Annotated in this window: 24 protein-coding genes; 16 read left to right on the top strand and 8 right to left on the bottom strand. The window is 64.3% G+C overall.

Translation table 11 applies throughout. The features are described 5' to 3' along the window. The first annotated feature begins 195 nt into the window (after positions 1–195). Positions 196–2,103, top strand: coding sequence for a methyl-accepting chemotaxis protein (locus tag RA26_RS17490; RefSeq protein WP_241482677.1), 1,908 nt, complete (start codon positions 196–198; stop codon positions 2,101–2,103). A gap of 65 nt (positions 2,104–2,168) precedes the next feature. Here the strand turns inward: RA26_RS17490 and RA26_RS22170 are convergent, their stop codons facing one another. Further along, the gene (locus tag RA26_RS22170) at positions 2,169–2,903 is read right to left on the bottom strand and encodes a helix-turn-helix transcriptional regulator (protein WP_052272473.1); all 735 of its coding nucleotides are present in this window, start codon (positions 2,901–2,903) and stop codon (positions 2,169–2,171) included. A gap of 315 nt (positions 2,904–3,218) precedes the next feature. Here RA26_RS22170 and RA26_RS17480 point away from each other — a divergent pair, with 315 nt between their 5' ends. Then, the gene (locus tag RA26_RS17480; RefSeq protein ID WP_039185795.1) at positions 3,219–3,704 is read left to right on the top strand and encodes a DUF995 domain-containing protein; all 486 of its coding nucleotides are present in this window, start codon (positions 3,219–3,221) and stop codon (positions 3,702–3,704) included. Between the two features lie 120 nt (positions 3,705–3,824). Here RA26_RS17480 and RA26_RS17475 read toward each other — a convergent pair whose 3' ends face one another. The 3 genes from RA26_RS17475 to RA26_RS17465 form a co-directional block, all read right to left on the bottom strand. Further along, positions 3,825–4,745, bottom strand: a complete 921-nt coding sequence (locus tag RA26_RS17475) for a manganese-dependent inorganic pyrophosphatase (RefSeq protein ID WP_039186001.1) — start codon at positions 4,743–4,745, stop codon at positions 3,825–3,827. 154 nt (positions 4,746–4,899) lie between these two features. Further along, positions 4,900–5,880 carry a TraB/GumN family protein gene (locus tag RA26_RS17470; RefSeq protein ID WP_039185792.1) on the bottom strand — a complete coding sequence of 327 codons (981 nt, stop codon included), beginning with the start codon at positions 5,878–5,880 and terminating at the stop codon, positions 4,900–4,902. Between the two features lie 44 nt (positions 5,881–5,924). Next, positions 5,925–6,908 carry a TraB/GumN family protein gene (locus RA26_RS17465; protein ID WP_039185790.1) on the bottom strand — a complete coding sequence of 328 codons (984 nt, stop codon included), beginning with the start codon at positions 6,906–6,908 and terminating at the stop codon, positions 5,925–5,927. Between the two features lie 150 nt (positions 6,909–7,058). On the opposite strand from RA26_RS17465, the gene RA26_RS17460 reads away from it, so the two are divergent. The 8 genes from RA26_RS17460 (at position 7,059) to RA26_RS17425 (ending at position 14,344) form a co-directional block, all read left to right on the top strand. Next, the gene (locus tag RA26_RS17460; protein ID WP_039185789.1) at positions 7,059–7,754 is read left to right on the top strand and encodes a DUF2161 domain-containing phosphodiesterase; all 696 of its coding nucleotides are present in this window, start codon (positions 7,059–7,061) and stop codon (positions 7,752–7,754) included. 226 nt (positions 7,755–7,980) lie between these two features. Beyond that, positions 7,981–8,268: a co-chaperone GroES gene (groES, locus tag RA26_RS17455; RefSeq protein ID WP_039185788.1), complete on the top strand. Its 288-nt coding sequence runs from the start codon at positions 7,981–7,983 to the stop codon at positions 8,266–8,268. Between the two features lie 64 nt (positions 8,269–8,332). Next, positions 8,333–9,982: a chaperonin GroEL gene (groL, locus tag RA26_RS17450; protein ID WP_039185787.1), complete on the top strand. Its 1,650-nt coding sequence runs from the start codon at positions 8,333–8,335 to the stop codon at positions 9,980–9,982. Between the two features lie 136 nt (positions 9,983–10,118). Next, positions 10,119–10,700, top strand: a complete 582-nt coding sequence (locus tag RA26_RS17445; RefSeq protein ID WP_039185785.1) for a GNAT family N-acetyltransferase — start codon at positions 10,119–10,121, stop codon at positions 10,698–10,700. Between the two features lie 49 nt (positions 10,701–10,749). Beyond that, positions 10,750–11,607, top strand: a complete 858-nt coding sequence (locus RA26_RS17440) for a DMT family transporter (protein ID WP_039185784.1) — start codon at positions 10,750–10,752, stop codon at positions 11,605–11,607. A 46-nt stretch (positions 11,608–11,653) separates the two neighbouring features. Beyond that, on the top strand, positions 11,654–12,430 hold the full coding sequence (locus tag RA26_RS17435; RefSeq protein WP_039185783.1) for an alpha/beta fold hydrolase: 777 nt from the start codon (positions 11,654–11,656) through the stop codon (positions 12,428–12,430). Next, complete coding sequence (locus RA26_RS17430; protein WP_039185782.1) at positions 12,427–13,575, top strand: alpha-D-ribose 1-methylphosphonate 5-triphosphate diphosphatase; 1,149 nt, start codon at positions 12,427–12,429, stop codon at positions 13,573–13,575. Before RA26_RS17435 ends, RA26_RS17430 begins: the two co-directional genes overlap by 4 nt. Before the next feature lie 145 nt (positions 13,576–13,720). Next, entirely contained in the window at positions 13,721–14,344 is a 624-nt protein-coding gene (locus RA26_RS17425; RefSeq protein WP_039185781.1) for an RNA ligase family protein, read from the top strand. Positions 14,345–14,418: 74 nt separating this feature from the next. Here the strand turns inward: RA26_RS17425 and RA26_RS17420 are convergent, their stop codons facing one another. Both RA26_RS17420 and purE read right to left on the bottom strand, forming a co-directional pair. Next, positions 14,419–15,495, bottom strand: a complete 1,077-nt coding sequence (locus RA26_RS17420) for a 5-(carboxyamino)imidazole ribonucleotide synthase (protein WP_039185780.1) — start codon at positions 15,493–15,495, stop codon at positions 14,419–14,421. After that, positions 15,488–15,976 (bottom strand): 5-(carboxyamino)imidazole ribonucleotide mutase, encoded by a 489-nt coding sequence (gene purE, locus RA26_RS17415; protein ID WP_039174399.1) that lies wholly within the window; start codon positions 15,974–15,976, stop codon positions 15,488–15,490. The genes RA26_RS17420 and purE overlap by 8 nt, the downstream gene beginning before the upstream one ends. A 293-nt stretch (positions 15,977–16,269) precedes the next feature. On the opposite strand from purE, the gene RA26_RS17410 reads away from it, so the two are divergent. Beyond that, entirely contained in the window at positions 16,270–16,584 is a 315-nt protein-coding gene (locus RA26_RS17410; protein WP_039185778.1) for a DUF1272 domain-containing protein, read from the top strand. Positions 16,585–16,620: 36 nt separating this feature from the next. On the opposite strand, the gene RA26_RS17405 is transcribed toward RA26_RS17410, so the two are convergent. Continuing rightward, entirely contained in the window at positions 16,621–17,904 is a 1,284-nt protein-coding gene (locus tag RA26_RS17405) for a uracil-xanthine permease family protein (RefSeq protein WP_039185775.1), read from the bottom strand. A 236-nt stretch (positions 17,905–18,140) separates the two neighbouring features. Between RA26_RS17405 and RA26_RS17400 the strand changes: the two genes are divergently transcribed. After that, entirely contained in the window at positions 18,141–20,180 is a 2,040-nt protein-coding gene (locus tag RA26_RS17400; RefSeq protein WP_039185997.1) for an NADH:flavin oxidoreductase, read from the top strand. Positions 20,181–20,367: 187 nt separating this feature from the next. Here the strand turns inward: RA26_RS17400 and RA26_RS17395 are convergent, their stop codons facing one another. Continuing rightward, positions 20,368–20,592: a YdcH family protein gene (locus RA26_RS17395; RefSeq protein ID WP_039185773.1), complete on the bottom strand. Its 225-nt coding sequence runs from the start codon at positions 20,590–20,592 to the stop codon at positions 20,368–20,370. Between the two features lie 181 nt (positions 20,593–20,773). On the opposite strand from RA26_RS17395, the gene RA26_RS17390 reads away from it, so the two are divergent. From RA26_RS17390 to RA26_RS23020, 4 genes are all read left to right on the top strand, one after another. Further along, a complete protein-coding gene (locus tag RA26_RS17390; RefSeq protein ID WP_019298576.1) occupies positions 20,774–21,187 on the top strand; it encodes an Hsp20 family protein in 414 nt (137 codons plus the stop codon). Positions 21,188–21,192: 5 nt separating this feature from the next. Next, the gene (locus RA26_RS17385) at positions 21,193–21,417 is read left to right on the top strand and encodes a DUF1150 family protein (protein ID WP_039185771.1); all 225 of its coding nucleotides are present in this window, start codon (positions 21,193–21,195) and stop codon (positions 21,415–21,417) included. Positions 21,418–21,520: 103 nt separating this feature from the next. Next, positions 21,521–22,669, top strand: coding sequence for a peptidoglycan-binding domain-containing protein (locus RA26_RS17380; protein WP_039185768.1), 1,149 nt, complete (start codon positions 21,521–21,523; stop codon positions 22,667–22,669). A gap of 26 nt (positions 22,670–22,695) precedes the next feature. Continuing rightward, positions 22,696–23,919 (top strand): peptidoglycan-binding domain-containing protein, encoded by a 1,224-nt coding sequence (locus tag RA26_RS23020; RefSeq protein ID WP_206540442.1) that lies wholly within the window; start codon positions 22,696–22,698, stop codon positions 23,917–23,919. Positions 23,920–23,945 lie beyond the last annotated feature (26 nt).

The raw sequence follows: 23,945 nt of genomic DNA, 5'->3' as shown, positions 1-23,945 counted from the left end.
CGTGCAGCAAATGCACGGCCCGCTTTGCATTTGCAGTGCCGCGGACGGGATAAAGGCCCCCAGCGTTCAGCCACCGTTAAAAATGCAGCAGGGGCTGGAGAGATTTTTTAAAAATTAACCCGGGTGATTTTGTCTGACTGAAAACAACCTTGTGGTGATTTTGTTATGTTTCGCAGCCCCTCTATGTTCCGCACAATGCCTCTGAAGCGCAGGCTGAAGCTGTCTGGCGTTGTCGCGATGTCCTCGGTTTTGATCCTTGCTGCGGTGTCGCTCTTCAGTCTGTGGCAAAGCGAGTTGAATCTGGAGCGCCAGATTAATGTGACACAGGCGGTCCGGCATGAGCTGACGGCGGACATCGCTCACAGCCATATCAGTGCTGCGGTGGTTTCTGCCGTGGTGCTGGGCCAGGACGGCGCAGAGAACCGCAAGGCGGAACTTCAGGCGGTGATCGCCTCGGAGGCAGAGAGATTCCGGTCTGAAATGGATGCGCTGCGCGCGCTCGAGCTGCCGGAGCATATCCGCAGCATGGTGGCGTCGCTGCTGCCGCTGGTGGATGGTTTCAACCAAACCGGGGCCGAGGTGGCAGCGCTGGCATTCACCAATACCGAGAATGCCGTCGGCGCGCTGCCGGCCTTCCAGTCCTATTCGGCCACGATCTCGGAAAAGCTGGCGAAACTCGGCAAGGCCATCAAGAAGTCGGCGGCGGAAACCGCTGCTGCGGCGCGGCAGCACGACAAGAATCTGATTTACCTGGTGCTGGGCATTTCCGCAGTTGCCACGATCATCATGCTGCACAACTCGCGCAAGGTGACGCTCAGCATAATCCGCCCCATCGAACGAATGCGGGCCGCCCTGCGCGAGGTGGCGCAAGGTGATTTCTCTCTCAAGGTTGCCGACCGGATGCGGGCTGATGATTTTGGCGAAATTGCCCATGATATCGACGCGGTCTCGGGCCGGGTGGTCAAGGCGCTGGAGGAGCAGAACAAGCTGCGCCAGGAAGGCGAGGCAGTGATCGAGCGGCTGCGCCAGGCGTTGAAGCATCTGGCCTCCGGGGATTTCAGCGACCAGATCAACGAGCCTTTCGGCGCCGAATACGATCCGCTGCGCGTGAACTACAACGAAACAGTCGACAAGCTGAACGCGCTTCTGTCCCAGGTGGTGCAGGCCGGCGGTCGGCTGAACACCCAGGCTGACGGCATCCGCACCGCGGCAGAGGACCTGTCGGCGCGCACCGAAAGCCAGGCCGCGACGCTGGAACAAACCGCCGCCGCGCTGGAGCAGATGACCGCCAGCGTCAATTCCTCGGCCCAGAATGCGCAGGAGGTGCAGGGTGCGGTTGAGGCCGCCCGCGCTGATGTGGAGCGCAGCGGCGAGGTGGTCGAGGGTGCGATTGCGGCGATGAACGAGATCGAGACCTCCTCGAACCAGATCAGCCAGATCATCGGCGTCATTGACGACATTGCCTTCCAGACCAACCTCCTGGCGCTGAACGCCGGTGTGGAGGCTGCCCGCGCAGGCGAGGTCGGCCGCGGCTTTGCGGTGGTTGCCTCCGAGGTGCGGGCACTGGCGCAGCGCTCCTCCGGTGCGGCGATGGAGATCAAGACGCTGATTTCCGCCAGTTCCGGCCATGTGCAGGACGGCGTGCACAAGGTGGATGGCGCCGGCAAGGCATTGGAGACCGTGGTCACCCAGGTCAGCCGCATCACCGAACTGGTGGCCGGTATCTCGCGCCAGTCGGCTGAACAGGCGCAGGGGCTGAATGAGATCAATATCGGCGTCGCCCAGCTGGACACGGTGACCCAGCAGAACGCCTCAATGGTGGAGGAGACCGGCTCCGCCATCCGCGCGATGAGCGGCGAGACCGTGGAACTGAACCGGATGGTCGGTCAGTTCGTGCTGCTCGGCAGTGCCCGCCCGGATGCGCTGGAAAAGCAGGGAACGCCCGCGTCGGCACCCAAGGCCAAGCCGCAGCCGGATCCGGATGCCGGGTACGCTGAGGCCATGGCGGCAAGCTTGGAAGAAGACCGCTGGGAAGACTTCAACGGCGAAGACGAAACTTGGACCGGCGGCGAAAACGCGGCAATGGCGTCCCGGTCCGCCTGACCGGCCGGCCGGGACCGATCACGCAGGCGGCGGCCCGGGCAGGGCCGCCGCTTTTGGATTCGCGGCTACAGGGAAATCAGCCCCTGTTTCAGGGCCAGCGCCAGGGCATGTTCGCGGGTGGCAGCCCCCAGCGCCCTGCGGGCATTGGCGAAATGCAGCGACACCGCGGCCTCCGACAGGCCCAGTTTCTCGGCGATGCGGGCGGTCATCATACCCTCCGCGAGCAAAGACAGAACCTCCCGCTGGCGCGTGGTCAGCAGCGGCGGGCCCGGGGGGCTGTAGCGCTCACGCGGCGGCGGGGCGTCCTGTTCGATGGTGCTGGCCAAGAGGGCTGAAAACAGCTGCATCTCCAAGGCGCTGTTGGACCTGGCAGTGCGGAGGTCCTCGGCGTAGCCAAGCGTGACATATTTTCCCGCTCCGCGCGGCGGGCCGAAACGGGTGCAATGCAGAGTGGCAAAGCCGGCGCCCCTGAGCCCGTGGTTATAGGCCACAGCTTTGCCCGGTACATCCCCGCTCTGCTGTAACGAGCCACACTCCAGAACCATGCTGCCGGGGCGTGCAGCCAGCTCACTGACAAGGGGGTCCACTTCGACATATCCCTCGCACAGGTATTCCTCCATCCAGCTGTCCGGCATGTCGGTGCTGATCCAGCTGATGTCTTTCAATGTGCCGTCTGCCTGGGCAACCAGAATGCTTTTGACGCCCATCCGCTGCGCCACATCCTGCGCGGCCTGCCACCGCCCGGCAGGGTCCTGCGGATGCAGCAGCCTGTCCAGCGTATCAATCAACTCGTTCTTCATACCCGCCCCGAACGCAAAGCTGCCGGAATTACTCCGGGCCAGCCGGGGCCGTGTCCACCCCTGGGAGAATTCGTAACCCTATAAATATCCATAGGTTGGCCGACCGACGGCTTTCACGCAATGTTTTTTCGCGGCCGGAATATTCCCGGGGCCGCTGTTTCCGGCGGGGGCGCGGTTAATGAGTGAGTGGTGGCCGTCCCGTTTCGGCCTGGTTTCAGGAGATCTGGAGCAGGCTGCGTGGGGGGCTTTTGCAGCGCGCCCGCCGGAAGCCTCCCGGCGGGGTCGCGCAGGATCAGATTTCAAGGAGCATTCAGGATGACATCAGTGAAACAGCACCTTTTGGCAGCGGTTGCAGCCCTCGCCCTGGCGGCTGTGCCGGGCGGCGGTGCCCTGGCCGGGGCCAAGCCCAAAGGAGCCAAGGCAACGCCGCCGGAAGCGATCATGCAGCTTTATGCCGGCAAAACTTCAAACTGGAGCCGTGGCGGCCACGCCTATTGGGCGCCGGACGGAAGCTTTCAGGGGGTCAACAAAACCGGCGATGCGGTGGGGATCGGCAAATGGTATGTGACCCGCAAGGGCAAGCTGTGCAGCGAGGCCGACTGGCACAAGGCGGTCGACGGTGTGCTGCAGGTCGTATCCAGCCAGAACTGCTGGCAGTTTGTTACGGCGCCGGATGGCACAGTGTGGGAACGCTATCTGGGCGAAGACAGCAACTGGTACCGGCACAAGGCCGAAAAGCAGGTTAATGGCAACAGCGGCAAACGCCAGTTCCGGAAAGTCAGCAAACGCCTGGGTCTGTAACGCGGTCCCGGTCCTGGGCCAGGGCGGGCAAGCCATTCGGTTTTCCTTTAACTCCAAGACCTCCCTCGACAAAAAAGGCGCCCCGCGGGGCGCCTTTTGCCGTCTGGCTCCGGGGACGGATCAGACCTTGAGGTTCGGAATGATCTGCTTCTTGCGCGACATGATGCCGGGCAGCACCACGGTGTCGCCGTCGGCATCGGCGCCAAAGGACTTGGCGGCGACGGTTTTCACCAGGTCGTTCGGCACCAGCAGGGTGGCTTCTTCGTTCAGGATGTCGACCACGAACAGCAGCACCTGATCGACGCCATCCTCAGCCGCGACAGAGGTCATCGACTCCATCAGCGAGGCCTTGCGGTCCAGCACCACGCCCGGCGCGGTGGTTTCCAGAACGGAGACGCGGAACTTGGTGCCGTCGACCTCGTATTCTTTGGAATCCATGCGGATCAGCTCGGCATCGGAGAAGGAGGAGACGTCGGATTTGGCGGCAAACATCTCAGCGGCGTATTCGGAGATGTTGATGCCCAGCTCACCCGCCAGCTTCTCGGCCACGGCCTTGTCATGGGCGGTGGTGGTGGGGGAGCGGAATTCCAGCGTGTCGGACAGGATGCAGGTCAGCGCCGCGCCCTTGACGGCTTCCGGCATCTTGGCGGCATCGTCGCCCATCAGGTCGTGCATGATGGTGGCGGTGCAGGCCAGCGGGCGGATGGTGATGTCGATCGGGCCTTTGGTTTCCAGGCCGCCGACCAGCTTGTGGTGGTCGATGATCGCCTGCACATCGGCGCCGTTGATGTTGGCGGGCAGCTCAGCCGGGTTGTTGGTGTCGACGATGACAACAGCCGCATCATCGGCCACGTCGGCGATGATCTCCGGCTTCTCCAGGCCCCAGCGCTGCAGCATGAAGGCGGCTTCGGTGTTCGGTTCGCCCAGCAGTTTCGGGGCGGCGGCGACGCCTTTCATCTCGTTCAGGTACCAGGCCCAGACAATCGGGGAGCCGGTGGAATCGGTGTCGGGGGATTTGTGGCCGAAAACTTGGATGGTCATGGGGCTGTCCTGTTCATGCATAAGGTCAGAAAGGCGGGATTTGCGCGCCTTATAGGGCTGGCGCGCAAGCTTGTCACCCCGCTCATGCTGCAATGCGGCGTTGTGTTCAGAGCGGGGATCGGGGCAGGGGGTGGAGCTTGTTTCAGAACAGGTTTCAGAACGGCGCGCGCTCAAGCGTGTAGCCCTGTTGCTGCAGCAGGTTCAGAACGCCGGTCTCACCGGGCAGGTGCAGCGCGCCGGCAGCGACAACGATATGATCGCCTGCCGCTGCCTCGATCACCGGAATCCAGTTGCGGTTGCGGGTGTCGATCAGCTCCGTCATGGTTTCCTGCCACAGTGCCTCGCGCTCAGCCCGGGTCAGCGCGCCGCTGTCCAGGAAGTCGCGTTCGCTGAGGAACAGGGCATAAAGCGCTTGCTCGTCGAAATAGGATTCAACCGTGGTGATGAAGCCGTCGGTGCCGCTGCCCAGCATGGCGGCAAAGGCGCGCAGCTGGCGGATCTGCTCCTCCAGCGGGTCGGAGTCCATCAGCCGGATGATCGTCATCGGATCCTCCAGCGACTGCACCGGCACGCCCGCGGCTTCGGCAGCCTCGCCCAGACGCAGGTCGAGGCCGCGCTTGATGTCCTTGTCCTGGCGCAGGCAGGGCGGGAAGGCCAGCGACAGTGCCAGGAACCAGGGCCGCATCTTAGCGGCCATCCAGACCGGCATGCCGTGGTTACGGATGATGGCGGCCAGTTCTTCCCACTCACGGGGCGGCAGCCGGTCGATCAGGCTGGGGCCTTCGGTGATCAGCATCAGGGAGGGGGTGCGGCCCAGTTCGGCTTCGAAATCCGCCTTGTCGGCGGGGCTGGCTTCCATCAGCAAAAGGTCCGCCTGCTGTACCAGCGGGGCGAGGTCCGCGGTGATCTGCGCCATCCGCGGATCATTCACATGCAGGGTGCCGATCACATGCACGGTGCGGCTGCCGCGCCGCGCAATCCAGTGGTTGCCTTCGGCAAACGGCATCGCGGTGATGCGGGCCTCAAGCCCGGCGCGCTCCTGCGGCGTCATGGTGGTGCGCAGGTCGGTGCCGGTGCAGGCGGCCCAAAGGGAGGCCGGCAGCAGCAGGAAAAACACGGTCAGAAAGAGGCGCATGAAATATCAGTCCTGAAAGAGTGGAACGGCTTGGCCGGGGGAGCCTACCACGGGGCGCGGGTCAGGCTGAAGCCCCTGGACTGGAGAAGGTTAAGCAGGCCGTTTTTGCCCGGCAGATGCGCCGCGCCGACGGCGACCACAATCCGGTCCTGGCGGGCGGCACCGATCACCTGCATCCAGCGGAGGTTGCGCTGGTCCAGCAGGCGGCGGTTGTATTGCGTCCATAGCCGCTGGGTTTCGGCCCGGGAGAAGCTGCTGTACTGGGCGCTGATCCAGGGGGCGAGCACGAAGGAGGTCCAGACGCTCTGGTCGAAATAGGCTTCCACCGGGGTGGCGTCCTCGGGCTTGCCGGATTGGATCAGCTGCAGTTCAAGCTCCAGCATCCGGGCCTGGTCCCGCAGCGGCAGGCCGGAAATGGCGGCCAGCGCCTGCTCTGGTGTTTCCAGAGCGCCGAGCGGGATCCGCTTGCGGCGGGCGAAATCGGAGATCCGGTCGTCCAGTCCGCGGCGCAGGCCGAAGCCATAGGGGCGGCAGCCGCTTTGCACTACGAACATCGAGATCGCCCAGGGCTGCATCCGGTTCATGGTTTCCAGGCTGGCGCCGCTGACCTGGGTGGTCAGCTTGAAGCGCTGCCAGGCTTCGGGCGTCAGCAAGTGGCGCAGCTCGCGCCCCTGCGGCAGCAGAAAGCTGCGCGCCATTGCAGGCGGCATCCGGTCCAGCCGCTCCATGTCCTGGTCCGAGGTCTCAAGGTAGATCGCCTGTGCCGAGATCAGCGCCGGGCGCAGGGTGCGCATCACCTTGGCCATGCGGGCATCGCCGCCGTGCATGGTGCCGATCACATGGATGGTGCGGCGGCCCTTGGCGGCGACCCAGTGGTTTCCTTCGGAAAACGGGGTGGCGGCCATTTCGCGGTCCAGCTGCGCTTGGGTGCCGGGCGGCAGGTGGTCGCGGTAGTCGATGCCGCGGCAGGCGGCAAAGCTGGCGGTGGCTTGCAGCATCAGCGCAAGTGCCAGTGCTATCCGTTTCATCACGCGCCCTTTCCCCGGGGTTCCGGATTTGTGGCCTGAGCTTATGAGCCTAGGGCGGGGCAGGGGGGGCGGCAATGTAAAACCCTGCGTTGTCCCGTAAAACCCGGGCAGCGGATTGCCTTTGGAGCGGCTTCCTGCCAGTCATGGGGCATGGAACGCGAGGATCAGCTCTATGCGCCGGTGAAGGCGCTGCTGGAGGCACAGGGCTATGCCGTGAAGGGCGAGGTGGGGGCGGCCGATGTGGTGGCCGTACGCGGCGCTGAGCCGCCGGTGATTGTCGAGCTGAAGCTGAAGTTTTCGCTGTCGCTGTTTCATCAGGCCATCGCCCGGCTGACCATTACCGACCATGTCTATATCGCGGTGCCGCGGCCCGGCGGGCGGCAGGCGCGGCGGATGATGAAGGACAATCTGGCGATGTGCCGGCGGCTGGGGCTGGGGCTGATCACGGTGCTGGCGGACGGGCGGGCAGAGGTGCATTGCGATCCCGGCCCTTATGCCCCGCGCAAGTCGAAGAAAAAGCAGGCGCGGCTGCTGCGCGAGTTCCAGACCTTGCGCGGCGACCCCAATGCCGGCGGCGCCACACGCCACGGCATTGTCACCGCCTACCGCCAGGACGCGCTGGCCTGCGCCGCGCATCTGGCCGGGGCGGGTGCCTGCAAAGGGGCCGCGGTTGCCAAGGCCACCGGCGTTGCGCGCGCCACCCAGCTGATGGCCAGGAACCATTACGGCTGGTTCGAGCGTGTTGAGACCGGCATTTACCAGCTGACGGATGCGGGCCGCGCGGGCCTGGTGCATTGGGCGGAGAGCTGGGAGGAACAGGGGGGCTCCGGTCCGGAGTTGTCCTGAGGTTCTGGTTTTTGTCATAAAAACAATAACTTGCTTGCGTCTGATCTGAAGCTGTCAACGGCGCGGAAAATCCTGCAATTTTTCTTTCACGAAGATGTTGACTCGGCCCGGATCGATGCCTAGCTTCCCCTCGTTAGCACTCAGCCCTGTTGAGTGATAACGGCCCCGCCGGGGAGGCGGAGGTCCCATAGATAACAACCTTTGAGCCTTTCAAGGAGCTGCAAAGATGGCATTGAAACCGCTGCATGACCGTGTGCTGGTGCGCCGCACCGAAAGCGAAGAAAAAACCGCGGGCGGCCTGATCATCCCCGATTCCGCAAAAGAAAAGCCGAGCGAAGGCCAGGTCGTCGCGACCGGCGAAGGTGCCCGCAAGGACAGCGGCGAGCTGATCGCAATGGCTGTGAAAGCCGGCGACAAGATCCTGTTCGGCAAATGGTCCGGCACCGAAGTGACCGTCGACGGCGAAGAGCTGCTGATGATGAAGGAAAGCGACATCATGGGCATCATCGAGTAAGCCCTCCGGCTTCTCTGATCCCACTATCGCTGAAACACACAGAATTTCTCTAGGAGAGTGAAAAATGGCTGCTAAGGACGTCAAATTCGACACCGATGCCCGCAACCGCATGCTGAAAGGCGTCAACATTCTGGCCGACGCCGTGAAAGTGACCCTGGGCCCCAAAGGCCGCAACGTGGTTCTGGACAAATCCTTCGGCGCACCGCGCATCACCAAGGACGGCGTGTCCGTGGCGAAGGAAATCGAACTGGAAGACAAGTTCGAGAACATGGGCGCCCAGATGGTGAAGGAAGTTGCTTCCCGCACCAACGACGAAGCCGGTGACGGCACCACCACCGCAACCGTTCTGGCCCAGGCGATCGTCAAAGAAGGCCTGAAGCAGGTTGCAGCCGGCCTGAACCCGATGGACCTGAAGCGCGGCATCGACCTGGCAACCGCCAAAGTCGTGCAGGGCATCAAGGACATGGCCCGCGAAGTGAAAGACTCCGACGAGGTTGCGCAGGTTGGCACCATCTCCGCCAACGGCGAAGCTGAAATCGGCCGCCAGATCGCTGACGCGATGCAGAAAGTCGGCAACGAAGGCGTCATCACCGTCGAAGAGAACAAAGGCATGGAAACCGAGACCGACGTGGTCGAGGGCATGCAGTTCGACCGCGGCTACCTGTCGCCCTACTTCGTCACCAACCCCGACAAGATGGTCGCGGATCTGGAAGACTGCATGATCCTGCTGCACGAGAAGAAACTGTCTTCGCTGCAGCCGATGGTTCCGCTGCTGGAGCAGGTGATCCAGTCGCAGAAGCCGCTGCTGATCATTGCTGAAGACGTCGAAGGCGAAGCGCTGGCAACCCTGGTTGTCAACAAGCTGCGCGGCGGCCTGAAAATCGCAGCCGTCAAGGCACCGGGCTTCGGCGACCGCCGCAAGGCCATGCTGCAGGACATCGCGATCCTTACCGGCGGCCAGGTGATCTCCGAGGATCTGGGCATGAAGCTCGAGTCCGTCACCATGGACATGCTGGGCACCGCCAAGAAGGTCTCCATCACCAAAGACGAAACCACCATCGTCGACGGCGCTGGCGAGAAGGCCGAGATCGAAGCACGTGTTGCCCAGATCCGCACCCAGATCGAAGAGACCACCTCTGACTACGACCGCGAGAAGCTGCAGGAACGCGTTGCCAAACTGGCAGGCGGTGTTGCCGTGATCCGCGTCGGCGGCATGACCGAAGTGGAAGTGAAAGAGCGCAAGGACCGTGTGGACGATGCGCTGAACGCGACCCGCGCTGCTGTGCAGGAAGGCGTGATCGTCGGCGGCGGTGTTGCCCTGGTGCAGGCCGGCAAAGGCCTGGAAGGCCTGGAAGGCGCCAACGCCGACCAGAACGCAGGCATCAACATCGTCCGCAAGGCCATCGAAGCGCCGCTGCGCCAGATCGCCGAGAACGCAGGCGTCGACGGCGCCGTCGTTGCCGGCAAGATCCGCGAATCCTCGGACAGCGCCTTCGGCTACAACGCGCAGACCGGTGAATATGGCGACATGTTCTCCTTCGGCGTGATCGACCCGGCCAAAGTGACCCGCACCGCGCTGGAAGACGCGTCCTCGGTTGCTGGCCTGCTGATCACCACCGAAGCCATGGTTGCCGACAAGCCCGCCAAAGAAGGCGCGGCAGCCGGCGGCATGCCCGACATGGGCGGCATGGGCGGCATGGGCGGCATGATGTAAGCATCAGCCATCCATCCGGATGACTTTGGGGCTGCCTTCGGGCGGCCCCTTTCCGTTTTGAGCAGAGAAGAAGGCCGTCTTGCGGGCTTGCCTGCGGCGCGAGTATTTGTGCAAGGGTGAATGCGGGAGGTTTAGAATGGTTGTTGGGCCGGATACTTCGAACAGCGTTAAGGAAGAACACTTTGACGAGGTCGAGGAGCTTCTGCTTGCCGCCTTTCCCACCGATGCCGAAGCGCGGCTGGTGCGGCAGCTGCGAGCTGATGGAGACATGCTGTACGAGTGCCGCAAACCCTGGGAGGGCAAGATCGGCGGCTACTACGCTTTGAGCAGGATGCAGGCGCCGGCGGGGTGGGCCTGTCTGGCGCCCATGGCGGTGCGGCCGGAATGGCAGGACGGCAAGCTGGCAGACAGTCTGCCCAAAGTCCATGCGGCGGGAGTAGAGGTGAAGAGGCACCGGCCGTCTTTCAGGTTCGGTTCCCTTATGCTGCAGCAGCTGGAAGCCATGTTTGAGTTTCCGCTCGAAAGACTGCCTGCCGGTGTGCCCAGGACCATCGTTGTTCTTGGAAAACCCTCCTTTTATGGCCGTTATGGTTTCAGCCTTGAGCGGGCGCGGAAGCTCAAGAGCCCCTATCCGCTGGAATACACGCTGATCCTGCGCCGCGGCGATGATGTGCCGGAGGCGGAGCTGGTCTATCCGAGGGCATTCTCCAGCCTTTGACACGAAGAATTCACTGGCCCGCGCTTGGGTTGCAAGGTAGCGGTTCCGTATGCGCTTGTTTCTCCTTATTTGCCTCACCATGATCGCCTTTGCCGCGAACTCGATCCTCAGCCGGATGGCCATTGGGGACGGGCATATGGATGCGGGCAGCTTTGGCTTGCTGCGGCTGGCCTCGGGGGCTGCGATGCTGGTTGTTCTGTGCCGGATGCAGGGGCTGGCGGTGCGGCAGAGCTTGGGGCCAAGCCTGGGCGGCGGGGCTGCGCTGATGCTTTATATCGCCGGTTTTTCGCTGGCCTATCAGCAGCTTGATGCTGGCCTTGGCGCGCTGATGCTGTTCGGGGTGGTGCAGGTCACGATGTTCCTGTGGGGGGCGCTGCGCGGCAATCCGGTCAGCGGCGGCCAGGTGGCGGGCGCGGTGCTGGCTTTTCTGGGGCTGGCCTATGTGGTCTGGCCCGATGGCTCTGGCACGGCGCCTTTGGGCGCGTCTCTGCTGATGGCGGCGGCTGGGCTGGGCTGGGGGATCTACAGCATTCTGGGGCGCGGAGCGGTGCAGCCGCTGGCGGCGACGGCGGTGAATTTCCTGTGGTCCTCGGCGATGTTCCTGCCGGTTGCGCTGTGGCTGGGCGGCAGCACGGTGAGCACATACGGCGCGGTGCTGGCGGTCGTGTCGGGCGCGGTGACCTCCGGCATGGGCTATGCGCTGTGGTACCGGCTGCTGCCGCAGATCCTGCCTGCGGTGGCCGCCACCGTGCAGCTGAGCGTGCCGGTGATTGCCATCCTTGCCGGGGCGGCGCTGCTGGGCGAAAGCATCGGTTTGCGGCTGGTCTTTGGCAGCGCGGCGGTGCTGGGGGGCATCGCGCTGGTGGTGCGGCGGGCGCCTGCGCGCAAAGCTCTGGCGGCGAAGTAGGAACCGGGGGCTTCCCTGTGCCGCCGCTTGCGCTTATCTGGGCGTCATGCGTGATGTTCTGAAATCCCTGTTGACCGCTGCTGCGGTGCTGCTGCCGCTGCCTGCGGCGGCTGATTGCGTGATCCTGCTGCACGGGCTGGCGCGTTCAGAAACCTCCTTTGCGGTGATGGAGGAGGTGCTGCAATCGCGCGGGTTTGACGTGGTGCGGCCCGGCTATCCCTCGACCGAACAGCCAGTTGAAGTGCTGGCAGAGCAGACCTTGCCTGCGGCTTTTGCAGACTGCGGCGGGCAGAGAACCCATGTTGTGACCCACTCGATGGGGGGCATTCTGCTGCGCCACTGGCTGCGGGGCAACAGACCGGAAAACCTGGGCCGCGTGGTGATGATGGGACCGCCCAATCAGGGCAGCGAGCTGGTGGATGAATTGGGCGATTGGGAGGTTTTCGGCTATCTGAACGGCCCCGCCGGGCTGCAGCTGGGAACCGGAAAGGACAGCCTGCCGAAGCAATTGCCGGAGGTGGGGTTCGAGCTGGGGGTGATTGCCGGCAGCGAGACACTGAACCCGGTGTTCTCCGCGCTGATCCCCGGAGCAGATGACGGCAAGGTGTCGGTGGAGAGCACCAAGGTTGCGGGCATGGCGGCGCATCTGACGCTGCCGGTCACCCATACCTACATGATGAACAACCCGCAGGTGATGGCGCAGGCGCTGCATTTCCTGGAGGAGGGGCGGTTTGAGCCCGGCCTGGGCTGGCTGGCGGCAGTGGAAGAAATCATTGGCGAGGCCTGCCAGCTGAATGGCGGCTGTGAAGAGGCGGAACAATGACGTTGGAACTGACGCTGCAGGGCGGCGATGTGCTGCGCCCCGGCGGGCTGGAAACAGCTGGTGAGATCGCCATCGCGGGTGGTCTTGTGGCGGATGCGCTTGCCGGGCGGGTTGTGGATCTGTCAGGCTATCTGGTGCTGCCGGGGATCGTGGACGCCCATGGCGACGGGTTTGAGCGCCACCTGGCGCCGCGCCGGGGCGCTATGAAGCAGATGGCCGAAGGCGTGGTCGCCGCCGAGGCGGAACTGGCCGCCAACGGGATCACCACCGCAGTGCTGGCGCAGTTCTATTCCTGGGAGGGCGGCCTGCGCGGCCCTGAGTTTGCGGCGCAGGTGTTTGAGGGCATCCAGGCGGTGCGCGGCTCTGTCGTGACCGATCTGATGCCGCAGCTGCGGTTTGAGATCCACATGCTTGAGGATTACGCCGGGCTGGCTGCGAAAGTGGCCGGCTGGCAGGTGCCGTATGTGGTGTTCAACGACCACCTGCCGCATGAGCGGCTGGCGCAAGGCAAGAAGCCGCCACGGCTGACCGGCCAGGCGCTGAAGGCGGGTCGCAATCCGGAGGTGCACTGGCAGATGCTGAAGGACATGCACGCGCGCCGGGATGAGGTGCCGGGCCGATTGGACGCGCTCTGTGCGGAGCTGGCGGAGATGGGCGTGCGGCTGGGCAGCCATGACGACCAGACGGCTGAAGACCGCGCGATCTGGCGCGAACGGGGTGCGCGGATTTCCGAATTCCCCGAGACGCTGGAGGCGGCGGAGGCCGCGCGGGGCGCGGGCGATCCGGTTATTCTTGGCTCTCCCAATGTGGTGCGGGGCGGCTCGCACAAGGGCAATGCCTCCGCCGTGGAGCTGATCGCCATGGGGCTGTGTGACGCGCTCGCCTCGGATTACCACTACCCCAGCCCGCGCCGTGCGGCGCTGATGCTGGAACGCACTGGCCTGCTGGATCTGGCAGGCGCCTGGCGGCTGGTCTCGAAAGGGCCTGCGCAGCTGCTGGGCCTCAACGACCGTGGCACGCTGGAGGCAGGTAAGCGGGCCGATTTCGTGGTGCTGGACAAGGCCACCCAGCGGGTCGCGGCGACAATTGCTGGCGGGCGGGTCAGCTATATGTCCGGGGATGTGGCGGGCCGTTTTCTGGCATGAGGAGGAAGCGCCGCGCATCAGGCCGGATGGCCCTCTTTGCGGCGCGTGAAACCGGCGGTGCCGCTTTCACCGGGGGGCATTGCCGCAGAGGGGAGCCCCGCATAGGCTGCGGCCAAAGCCATTTCCTGCAGAAGAATTTTTTGACATGACCCGAAAATACGGCCGTACCTTTCACCTGCCGCAATCGCCAGGGGCAACCAGCGATGACAAGATTCTGCAGGATACCTCAGCGTTGCTGGCGGAGGCGCAGGTGGTGATTACTGAGAAGATGGACGGTGAAAACACCACAATCCACGCTGGCGGTTGCCATCCGCGCAGCCTGGATGCGCGGTATCATCCGTCACGGGACTGGATGAAAGCCTTTGCTGCGGGTATTTCCCCGGCGTTGAAGGAGGGGGAGCGGATTGTCGGTGAATACCTGTTCGCCCGCCACGCCATCGCCTATCCGGCACTCCCCAGTTACTTTCTGGGGTTTGCATGGATCGTGGATGGCGTGATTCAGCCCTGGGAGGAAACGCTGGCCCGGTTTGGTGCGCTGGGGATTGCCAGTGTTCCGGTGCTGTACCGGGGACCGCCCTCTGAACAGGTCATACAGGGGACCATCTCGGCGCTGGATTTGGAGACTCAGGAAGGGTTCGTAATCCGCGCCGCTAGAGGGTTTGGCGAGGCGGATATGCAGACGCTGCTGGCCAAATACGTCCGCGCGGATCACGTGCAGACAGAGGTGCATTGGATGAACACGCAGACTATTAAAAACGGCCTCGCCTGAGGCCGCCTGCTTCATCTGGCTGAAAATATCCCGGGGGTCTGGGGGCAGCGCCCCCAGCCTTGGCAGGCTGGTCCCTAGGCCTGCGGTTTCTGCACCCGGTTCACATGGCCCATCTTGCGGCCCGGCTTGGCTTCGGCCTTGCCGTAAAGGTGGATGGCGCAGTCCGCCTCTTTCGCCAGTTCCGGGATACGGTCCACGTCATCGCCGATCAGGTTTTCCATCACCACGTCGGAGTGGCGCTGGCCGTCGCCCAGGGGCCAGCCGGCCACGGCGCGGATGTGCTGTTCGAACTGATCCACGGTGCAGCCGTTCTGGGTCCAGTGGCCGGAGTTGTGGACGCGCGGGGCGATCTCGTTGACGATCAGTCCCTGGGGCGTGACGAAGAGCTCGACGCCGAGGACACCGACATATTCGAGCGCGTTCAGGATCTTGCCCGCCATCAGCACCGCGTCCATGCGCTGGGACGTGCTGAGCCGTGCGGGCACGGTGGTGGTGTGCAGGATGCCGTCGCGGTGGACGTTCTCGCCGGGGTCGAAACAGGCGATCTCGCCGCTGGTGCCGCGGGTGGCGATCACCGAGACCTCGTGGGTGAAATTGACGAAACCCTCAAGGATCGAGGGGGCGCCTGCCATGGCGGCGAGCGCTTCGCCGGCGTCTTCCGGGGATTTGATGCGGGCCTGGCCTTTGCCGTCATAGCCGAAGCGGCGGGTTTTCAGGATCGAGGGCGCGCCGATCTCGGACAGCGCTGCATCCAGGCTGGCTTGGTCGGTGATGTCGGCAAAAGGCGCGGTTTGCAGGCCCAGGTCCTGCAGAAAGGTCTTTTCCGTCAGGCGGTCCTGGCTGATCCGAAGCGCCTCGCGGCCCGGGCGGATCGGTTTTTGCGATTCCAGCAGGTCCAGCGCGGAGGTCGGGATGTTTTCGAACTCATAGGTGATGACGTCAACAGAGGCGGCAAAGGCGGCCAGCGCTTCGGCGTCTTCGTAGCCTGCGGTGGTCACGCGGTCGGCGACATGGCCTGCGGGCGGGTTGGCGCCGGGTTCAAAGATATGGGTCTTGAAGCCGAGACGGGAGGCCGCAACCGAGAGCATCCGGCCCAGCTGGCCGCCGCCGAGGATGCCGATGGTTGAGCCGGGAGCGAGCACGTCAGTCATCGGAAGGTTCCTCGGGGATGGAGGCAGAGAGCGCCTCGCGCCAGTCGTCGAGGCGCTGGGCCAGTGCGGGATCCTGAAGTGCCAGGATGCCTGCGGCCATCAGGCCCGCGTTGGCGGCGCCGGCGGCGCCGATGGCCATGGTGGCAACCGGGAAGCCCTTGGGCATCTGCACGATGGAATAAAGCGAGTCGACACCGGAGAGCGCGCGGGTCTGTACCGGCACGCCCACAACGGGCACGCGGGTCTTGGAGGCGACCATGCCGGGCAGGTGGGCGGCCCCGCCGGCGCCTGCGATAATCACCTGCAGGCCGCGGTCCGCCGCGGATTTGCCGTAGCTCCACAGCCGGTCCGGGGTGCGGTGGGCGGAGACGATCTTGGCCTCGTATTCGACGCCCAGTTCATCGAGGATATTGGCGGCTTCCTTCATGGTGGGCCAGTCGGATTGGCTGCCCATGATGATGCCCACTTTGATGTCACCCATGGATGGTGGCTCCTGTCGCGGCTTGTGGAGCGCGCACTATAGGGAAAGTTGCAGTTTTCGCAATGCGGGCCGGGCGGGAAAACCGCGGGATTTGCCCTGTTTTGCAGGGTTTGGCGCTATGCCGCAGGTCTGCGGGCAGGGGAGCGCTCCCGCCCGCGCGGGGATGCAGGCAAGCTGCACCGCCCCCGCGGTTGGGCGTGGCGCCGCGCTGGCGCGCGGCGCGGGCGCATGCGGCGGGGCTTGCGGGATACTGGCAAGCGGGGCAGGGTGACGGCTGGATCAGGGAGGAGAGTATGCTGGAACTGCGCCCCAATTGCGAGCTGTGCGACAAGGATCTGCCGCCGGAGGCTGCGGATGCGCGGATTTGCAGCTATGAGTGCACTTATTGCGCGGACTGCGTGGAGCAGGAGTTGCACAATGTCTGCCCCACCTGCGGCGGCGGCTTTATGCCGCGCCCCATCCAGCCGAAACGGGCGTGGCGTCCGGAGCTGGAACTGGGGCTGGAGAATGACCCGCCCTCAACCCAGCGGGTACATTCGAAGTTCAGCCGCGAGGATATCGCCGCGCATGTGGAGCGCATCCGGCATCTGAAGCCGGAGGAGCGCTGAGCAGGGCCGCTAGCGCGGCCCTGACTCTTTTCAGGATCAGTGCCGCTGCTGCGGCAGGATCAGGTTCAGAAGCAGGCCCGCAACGCCGGAGAGGCCGATGCCCGCGAGGGTGAAGCCTTCGCCGAATTGCAGCGTGAGACCGCCGAGGCCGATGATCAGCACGGTGGAGATGATCACCATGTTGCGGGCCTCAGACAGCGCCTCGCCCAGTTTGGCGAGCACCGACAGGCCGACCACGGTGACCATGCCGAACAGAAGGATCATGATGCCGCCCATCACCGGCATCGGGATGGTCGAGAGCGCGCCGGAGAGCTTGCCCGCAAAGGAGAGCGCGATGGCAAAGAGTGCGGCCCAGGTCATGATCGCCGGGTTGAAGGCGCGGGTCAGGGTGACGGCGCCGGTCACCTCGGAATAGGTGGTGTTGGGCGGGCCGCCCAGGAGGCCCGCGGCGGCGGTGGCGAGGCCGTCGCCCAGCATGGTGTTCTGGATGCCGGGTTTCTCCATGTAGTCGCGTTTGGTCACGCTGGAGATCGCCATGATGTCGCCGAAGTGCTCAATCGCGGGGGCAATGGCGACCGGCAGGATGAACAGGATGGCGGCGAGGTTGAATTCGGGCGCGACAAAGCCCGGTACCTTGAACCAGGGCGCATCGGCCAGCGGGGCGGTGTTGACCAGCGTCTCGCCAGAGACGGCGCCGATCACCAGCGCGGCAATGTAGCCCGCGGCAACGCCTGCGAGGATCGGCACCACCCGCATGATGCCGCGGCCCAGGATGGCCGTCAGCATGGTGGCGCCAAGTGAGATCGCGGCGAGCAGCAGGGCGGTGTTGCGCGGCATCACCTGGGTGTCGCCCGCAAGTCCGGTGGCCATGTTGACGGCTACCGGCGCCAGCGACAGGCCGATCACCATGATGACGGGGCCGACCACGACGGGCGGCAGCAGCCGGTGCAGGAAGCCTGCGCCAAAGGCGCGGATGGCAAAGGAGAGCGCGACGTACAGCAGGCCCGCTGCCGCAAGCCCGCCGGAGGTGGCCGCCATGCCCCAAGTCTGCACGCCGTAGATGATCGGCGCGATAAAGGCGAAGGAGGACGCCAGGAACACAGGCACCTGGCCGCGGGTGACGATCTGGAAGATCAGCGTGCCAAGCCCTGCGGTGAACAGCGCGACGCTGGGATCAAGCCCGGTGAGCAGTGGCACCAGCACCAGCGCGCCGAAGGCGACAAACAGCATCTGGGCGCCGACAAGGGCTTGTTTCGGGGTGAATTTGTAATCGGTTCCGGGGGCGGCGGGCGCGTCGGCGGGGTCGCTGGTGGCGGTCATGGTCTCGCTCTTATCTCAGGTGTTTACGCTGGCCCGGACCGGGGTGTTGCCGGGGTGCGGGCAAAATTGCAGTGCTCCTAATGGGAAAATCCGGCTTTGACCATCCGGTCAGAGGGTGTTTTTGCGGCCTGCGGACAGGGTGTCGCAACAGGGGCCGGGGGATGCCGGTTTTCTGCAAGCCGGATGGCGGCCGGGCGGCTGTTCTGCTGGGGAGATTTTGCCCGGAAAATTCCTTCATGACCCAGCAGACCGACCCGCTCCTCCAGCCTTTGCAATTGCGCCACCTGACCTTGCGCAACCGGATCATGAGCACGGCGCATGCGCCCTCGTTCCAGGAGGGCGGCCATCCGCGCGACCGCTACCGGCTGTATCATGAGGAGAAGGCTAAGGGCGGCATCGCGCTGACGATGATCGGCGGCTCGACCAATATCGCGCCGGACAGCCCGTCGGTGTTCGGGCAGCTTTATGCGGGCGATGACAGCATCATTCCGTGGTTCCGGCAGCTGACGGACGGGGTGCGCAAGCATGGCGCGGCGGTGATGTGCCAGATCACCCATATGGGCCGGCGCACCGCCTGGGATGACGGGCACTGGCTGCCGGTGCTGGGGCCGTCGGGACGGCGGGAGCGGGCGCACAGGGCGTTTCCGAAGGTGATGGAACAGGAGGATATCTCCCGTGTTATCAAGGATTTTGCCGCCGCTGGTGAGCGCTGCCGGCAGGGCGGGTTCGATGGTATTGAGCTGCTGTCGCACTCGCATCTCTTGGGGCAGTTCCTGTCGCCCTTGGTGAACTGCCGGGAGGATGATTACGGCGGATCGCTCGACAACCGGCTGCGGCTGACGCTGCAGGTGCTGGAGGCGGTGCGCGCGGCGGTGGGGCCGGATCTGATCCTCGGTATGCGGGTCACTGGGGATGAGCTGGCGGAAGGCGGGCTGAGCGCTGCCGACTGCATTGAGGCCGCGCAGAAGATTGCGGCGACGGGTGCGGTGGATTTCCTGAACGTGCTGGCAGGGGCACCCTATGACGATCTGGGGCTGGCCGGCTGGGTGGCGCCGATGGGAATGCCCGCGGCGCCGGATCTGAATGTGGCGGGCGCGATCCGCGCGGCGGTGGATCTGCCGGTATTCCATGCCGGCGGGGTGGCCGATATTGCCACCGCCCGCCATGCCATCCGGGAAGGCCAGGCGGATATGATCGGCATGACCCGTGCCCATATGGCCGACCCCTATCTGGTGCAGAAGCTGCGGCAGGGCGCGGAGGAACGCATCCGCCCCTGCGTGGCGCTGGGCTATTGCGTCGATCGGGTCAATCAGGGCAAGCCTGCGGTCTGCGGCCATAACGCGGCGACGGGGCGCGAGATGGTGATGCCGCATGTGATTGCACCCGCGGAGGTGCGGCGCAAGGTGGTGGTGGCCGGCGGCGGCCCGGCAGGGCTGGAAGCCGCGCGGGTGGCGGCAGAGCGCGGCCATCAGGTGGTGCTGTTCGAGGCTGGCAGCAGGCTTGGCGGCCAGATTGCGCTGGCGGCCAAGGGCATGACCCGGCGCCAGATCTGGGGCGTGGCCGACTGGCTGATCTGTGAGGTGGAGCGGCTCGGCGTTGAACTGCGCCTCAATACTTACGCCGAGGCGGAGGACATTCTGGCGGAGGCCCCGGATGCGGTGATTGTGGCCACCGGCGGCTGGCCGGAGGCGCTGGATATGCCCGGCGGGCATCTGGTGACGTCCAGCTGGGAGGTGCTGAGCGGTGAGGCGCGGGTTGCGGGTGAGGTTCTGCTGCTGGATGAGGTCGGCGATCACGCGGCGCTGGTTTGCGCCGATGTGATGGCGCGGATGGGCTGCACGGTCACGCTGGCAACGCCGGACCGGATGGCGGGGCATGACCTGGGGCCGACGAACTCTGCCGTGGTCCTGCGCGATCTGGCAAGGCAGGGGGTGGTGTTTGAGAGCCTGCTGGAGCCTGTGTCTGTGGCTGCTGAGGGCAACCGCAAGCGCATCACGCTGCGCCATGTGCTGACCGGTGAGCTGCAGGAGCGGGTGGCGGATCATGTGGTCTCGGAGCACGGGATCACCCCGGCCGAGGAGTTGTACCATGCGCTGAAGCCGGGGGCGCGCAATCTGGGGCAGCTCGATCATCAGGAGATGATTGCGGGCCGCAGCCCCTTTGCGGAGGTGAACCCGTCAGGGGCATACTGGCTGGCCCGAGCAGGCGATGCTGTGGCGGGGCGCAATATCCATGCGGCGGTCTATGATGCGCTGCGGCTGTGCAAGGATCTGTGACACCCGCCGCACAGTGCAGCCGCAGCGCGCCGTCAGGCGCGCTGCCAAGCCCAACGCCTCCCGTCGCAGCTTGCCTGCGCGGAAGAGGGGGCGGGAGGCCCTGCGGATTACGTGAAAACGCTGCGTTCTGCAGCTTGTCCCCGTGCGCCTTTGGCACAGGGGGGCGCGCCGTACACCCGGCGCGGGGTCAGGCGATGATGTCCGGGGTCAGCCGGTCTTCGATCAGGGCAATCTTGTCTTTCAGGATCAGTTTCTGCTTTTTCAGCCGCCGGATGGTCAGCTGATCGGCGGTGCCGCGCTCTTCCAGCGCGGCGATGGCCTCGTCCAGATCACGGTGCTGCCTGCGGAAAACCTCGAGCTCGACCTTCAGGACCTCGTCCGTCTTCATCGACACATCTGTGGGTGCATTCATGGGGGACTCAATCGGGCTTATGAATGAAGTGAGAGTGAAGATACTTCGTTAAGGGCTTTTCCGCTAGACCTATGGGCACATGGTCTTGTGAATCCATAAAGAACTTCCCATATTCTTGGGGAAGCGGCTGCCGGGACCGGGGCCGCGCGCATACGTCGCTTTGGCATAAAGGACGAACAACGTGTCGAAACTAACCTTGGGCTCTTACCCGCATATGCTGGGGTTCGAGCAGCTGGAACGCCTCCTGGAACGCTCGGCAAAATCGGGCAACGAAGGCTATCCCCCCTATAATATCGAACAGACATCAGACCATTCCTACCGCATCACCCTGGCCGTGGCCGGTTTCGCCGAAGAGGATCTGGCGATCACCGTCGAGGACCGCCAGCTGGTAATCCGCGGCCGCCAGCGCGACGACAGCGAAGGGCGGGTGTTCCTGCACCGTGGCATCGCGGCGCGCCAGTTCCAGCGCATGTTTGTGCTGGCCGATGGCGTCGAAGTCGGCGAGGCGGTGATGGAAAACGGGCTGCTGCATGTGGATCTGACTCGTGCGCGTCCCGAAACCGTGGTTCAGACGATCAGTATCAGAAAGGGGTAAGAGCAATGCATACACCGTTTGACTTCAAGGAGACCGGCGACCGGACCGTCTATGTGAAGGCGGTTGCGGTGGTAGATCTACCCAGGGATGTGCAGGAGAGCGCGGGTGATCGCGAGCAGCTTTATGCGGTGCACGACGCTGAGGGCGGCCAGCTGGCGCTCGTGGCCGACAGGCACCTGGCCTTTGTGCTGGCTCGTCAGAACGACATGACGCCGGTGCCGGTGCACTGACGTCCGGGCATCCGCCGGAAAACACTTGCAATTCCGAGAGACAGGCTCCCACTTTGGGGGCCTGAACTGTTTTGAACGGCTGAGATTGCAAAAGAGGCATTGAATGATCCGGAATATTCGCCCGCTGGCTCAGGCGCTGGGGCTGGCGTTTGGGCTGTCCGCCCTGGCAGCGCCGGCAAGCGCAGATCCTTTTGTGGCTTGCGTGCAGAAACAACTGGCGGATCTTGGCTATGATCCGGGCCAGCCTGACGGGCGGCTGACGCCGCGGACCAAAGCCGCCTGGCAGGGGGTGAAACAGGCGCAGGCCGGGGCCGGGGTGCTGGGCGCGCTGCCGCCGCTGAGCCAAAAGACCGCGATCCACTGGTGCCGTGAGCTGCCGGCGCTGAAGTCTGGCTTGGAGCAGCATATGCCATCCGCGGCGCCGGTGCGGATTCTGGCGGATACGCCCAACGTGGAAAAAGGCATCCGGCAGGCCTACGACAAGGTGCTGCGCTTCATGGACCGGGAATACGGCATCGTGCTGGCCGGGCATATCGGCATCGGTGCGGCGGGCAATACCAAGGACGTGCAAGCCTATGTGCGCCGCCTGCTGCGCGACATGTCCAGTGCGCGGTTCAACCCGGATGCGGCGATCGCGGCCCATTGCAACAGGCCTTTCGGCGTCGCGGGCGCGGCCTATCTCAAGTTCATGTACATCTGCTGGGACAACCCGCATCAGGCGGACGGCGCCTGGCTCAAGCGGTCGCGCAAATGGCTGGGGATGATGATGGCGCATGAATACATGCATCTGGTGCAGGCGGAACTGGGCGGCGCCCGCGCCGAGGGTTTCAACGGCGGGTCGCTGCGCGCCCGCATGGGACCGGCCTGGCTGGTGGAGGGCAGCGCCGAGGTGGTGGCGGCGCGGTTCGGCAAACGGGCCCTGCGGCTGCGCGCGCCGGGGCTGGCGGAGCTGCGGGAGATGTCGCTGAAGTCGAAAAAGAGCCTGCAGGGCATGCGCGCGCACAAGACCGTCCGCACCAGCGGCGACTATGATTTTGCCCATTACGCGGTGCATATCCTGACCCGGATCAGCGGCGAGGAGGCGCTGTTCAGCTTCTGGCGACGGCTTGGTGCCGGGCAGAACTGGGACCAGGCGTTTGAGGGCACTTTTGGCATCCGCATGGCGGAGTTTGAGGCTCAGGTGATGGAGATGCGCAAGCGGCCCGGCTCCGCGCGGGCCTATATTTCCAAGATGCGGCGGAAGCAGTCTTGAGAGCTGGCGGGAAGCTCCGGCGCCTTGTGCTGGCGGCCGGGCTGGCACTGCCGGCGGCATTCCCGGCTGCCGCGGACCCGTTTGTCGCCTGTGTTCAGGGGCAGTTGGCGGAGCTGGGGTATGATCCTGGCCCTGCGGATGGCGTGATGGGGCGGCGGACACGGGCGGCTTGGCGGGTCATGAAGGACGCGCATGAAAGCAGTTTCTCCGGCTACCTAAGGGATCTGCCGGAGCTTTCCCGCGGGAACGCGATCCACTGGTGTCGGGAGTTGCCGGCGGTTGATGCAAGCATAGCAGCGCTTCGGCCGTCTTCGCGCCCGGTTAGAATTTTGGCAAACTCAAATCTTGCTGAGCAGGTGGTGCGCCAATCGTATGTCTCGGCTCAGGCATTCGTGCAGCGGGAGTTCGGAATTGTTTTGGCGGGGGACATAGGAATCGCGGCAGGTGATGAGCCGGAGGTGCTTAAAGACCACGCTTCGCGCATCAAGGCGGAAACGTCTGCGATCGCGTCAGATTCCGACAAAGCGATCCTGAATAAATGCGGTGGAAAGACGCGGATCGTTGGAGGGGCTTACTTGAACTGGATGTATTTTTGCTGGCCTAGGCTGAAGAAGGTTTCAAAAGAGCAACTTCGATACAATCTTCGTTTCTGGGCCGGTGAAGTTGTGATTCATGAATATGTGCACCTTGTCCAAGCGGAACTGAGCGGTGCCCGGACGAATGTGCGCAGCCTTGAGGATCAGTCGCGTTTGATGGGGCCTGCCTGGATGTTTGAGGGCGTCGCGCAAGTTATTGGTGCAATGTATGAAGAGGCAGTGCTGGGGCGCGAGCAGCCTTCGATAGAGCAACTCTGGCGTAAGGCGAAGGCTGCGGAGGTGTTTCTTTACGAGTTGCATGGCTTAGCAACAGTCAGGAGCGATGAGACATATGACCTGTCTCGTTATGCTGTTGAAGTACTTGCCCAGGCCCATGGAATAGGTGCGCTTTTTGAGTTTTGGCGCCGCCTGGGAGCAGGAGAAACTTGGCGGGAAGCCTTTAGGGCGTGTTTCGGCGTGGAGATGGACGAGTTTGAAGGCAAGGTAATCAAAATACGGATGGACCCCAAGACCGAGCGCCAGTTTTCTTCCGGGAATGCTTTGCAAAGGCAACTAAATGCAATTCCAGATCCCATCAAAATAATTCCGTTGCGGCCTGTCACGAGCTTCGATGGTCTGGAGCCAAAGGATCTCTTGCGTCCTGGATTTCCGTAAAGGCAAATGAAAAAGACAACAGGGAG

This window comes from Leisingera sp. ANG-M7 (genome assembly GCF_000813965.1).
GTDB lineage: Bacteria > Pseudomonadota > Alphaproteobacteria > Rhodobacterales > Rhodobacteraceae > Leisingera.
The sequence above is the reverse complement of the archived record's forward strand: the minus strand, read 5'-3'. Positions and strand labels throughout refer to the sequence as shown.

What these genes read in the sequence shown, in the direction of transcription:
- RA26_RS17490 (WP_241482677.1), top strand. Translation starts at nt 196, where the DNA reads ATGCCTCTGAAGCGCAGGCTGAAGCTGTCTGGCGTTGTCGCGATGTCC.
- RA26_RS22170 (WP_052272473.1), bottom strand. Translation starts at nt 2,903, where the DNA reads ATGAAGAACGAGTTGATTGATACGCTGGACAGGCTGCTGCATCCGCAG.
- RA26_RS17480 (WP_039185795.1), top strand. Translation starts at nt 3,219, where the DNA reads ATGACATCAGTGAAACAGCACCTTTTGGCAGCGGTTGCAGCCCTCGCC.
- RA26_RS17475 (WP_039186001.1), bottom strand. Translation starts at nt 4,745, where the DNA reads ATGACCATCCAAGTTTTCGGCCACAAATCCCCCGACACCGATTCCACC.
- RA26_RS17470 (WP_039185792.1), bottom strand. Translation starts at nt 5,880, where the DNA reads ATGCGCCTCTTTCTGACCGTGTTTTTCCTGCTGCTGCCGGCCTCCCTT.
- RA26_RS17465 (WP_039185790.1), bottom strand. Translation starts at nt 6,908, where the DNA reads ATGAAACGGATAGCACTGGCACTTGCGCTGATGCTGCAAGCCACCGCC.
- RA26_RS17460 (WP_039185789.1), top strand. Translation starts at nt 7,059, where the DNA reads ATGGAACGCGAGGATCAGCTCTATGCGCCGGTGAAGGCGCTGCTGGAG.
- groES (WP_039185788.1), top strand. Translation starts at nt 7,981, where the DNA reads ATGGCATTGAAACCGCTGCATGACCGTGTGCTGGTGCGCCGCACCGAA.
- groL (WP_039185787.1), top strand. Translation starts at nt 8,333, where the DNA reads ATGGCTGCTAAGGACGTCAAATTCGACACCGATGCCCGCAACCGCATG.
- RA26_RS17445 (WP_039185785.1), top strand. Translation starts at nt 10,119, where the DNA reads ATGGTTGTTGGGCCGGATACTTCGAACAGCGTTAAGGAAGAACACTTT.
- RA26_RS17440 (WP_039185784.1), top strand. Translation starts at nt 10,750, where the DNA reads ATGCGCTTGTTTCTCCTTATTTGCCTCACCATGATCGCCTTTGCCGCG.
- RA26_RS17435 (WP_039185783.1), top strand. Translation starts at nt 11,654, where the DNA reads ATGCGTGATGTTCTGAAATCCCTGTTGACCGCTGCTGCGGTGCTGCTG.
- RA26_RS17430 (WP_039185782.1), top strand. Translation starts at nt 12,427, where the DNA reads ATGACGTTGGAACTGACGCTGCAGGGCGGCGATGTGCTGCGCCCCGGC.
- RA26_RS17425 (WP_039185781.1), top strand. Translation starts at nt 13,721, where the DNA reads ATGACCCGAAAATACGGCCGTACCTTTCACCTGCCGCAATCGCCAGGG.
- RA26_RS17420 (WP_039185780.1), bottom strand. Translation starts at nt 15,495, where the DNA reads ATGACTGACGTGCTCGCTCCCGGCTCAACCATCGGCATCCTCGGCGGC.
- purE (WP_039174399.1), bottom strand. Translation starts at nt 15,976, where the DNA reads ATGGGTGACATCAAAGTGGGCATCATCATGGGCAGCCAATCCGACTGG.
- RA26_RS17410 (WP_039185778.1), top strand. Translation starts at nt 16,270, where the DNA reads ATGCTGGAACTGCGCCCCAATTGCGAGCTGTGCGACAAGGATCTGCCG.
- RA26_RS17405 (WP_039185775.1), bottom strand. Translation starts at nt 17,904, where the DNA reads ATGACCGCCACCAGCGACCCCGCCGACGCGCCCGCCGCCCCCGGAACC.
- RA26_RS17400 (WP_039185997.1), top strand. Translation starts at nt 18,141, where the DNA reads ATGACCCAGCAGACCGACCCGCTCCTCCAGCCTTTGCAATTGCGCCAC.
- RA26_RS17395 (WP_039185773.1), bottom strand. Translation starts at nt 20,592, where the DNA reads ATGAATGCACCCACAGATGTGTCGATGAAGACGGACGAGGTCCTGAAG.
- RA26_RS17385 (WP_039185771.1), top strand. Translation starts at nt 21,193, where the DNA reads ATGCATACACCGTTTGACTTCAAGGAGACCGGCGACCGGACCGTCTAT.
- RA26_RS17380 (WP_039185768.1), top strand. Translation starts at nt 21,521, where the DNA reads ATGATCCGGAATATTCGCCCGCTGGCTCAGGCGCTGGGGCTGGCGTTT.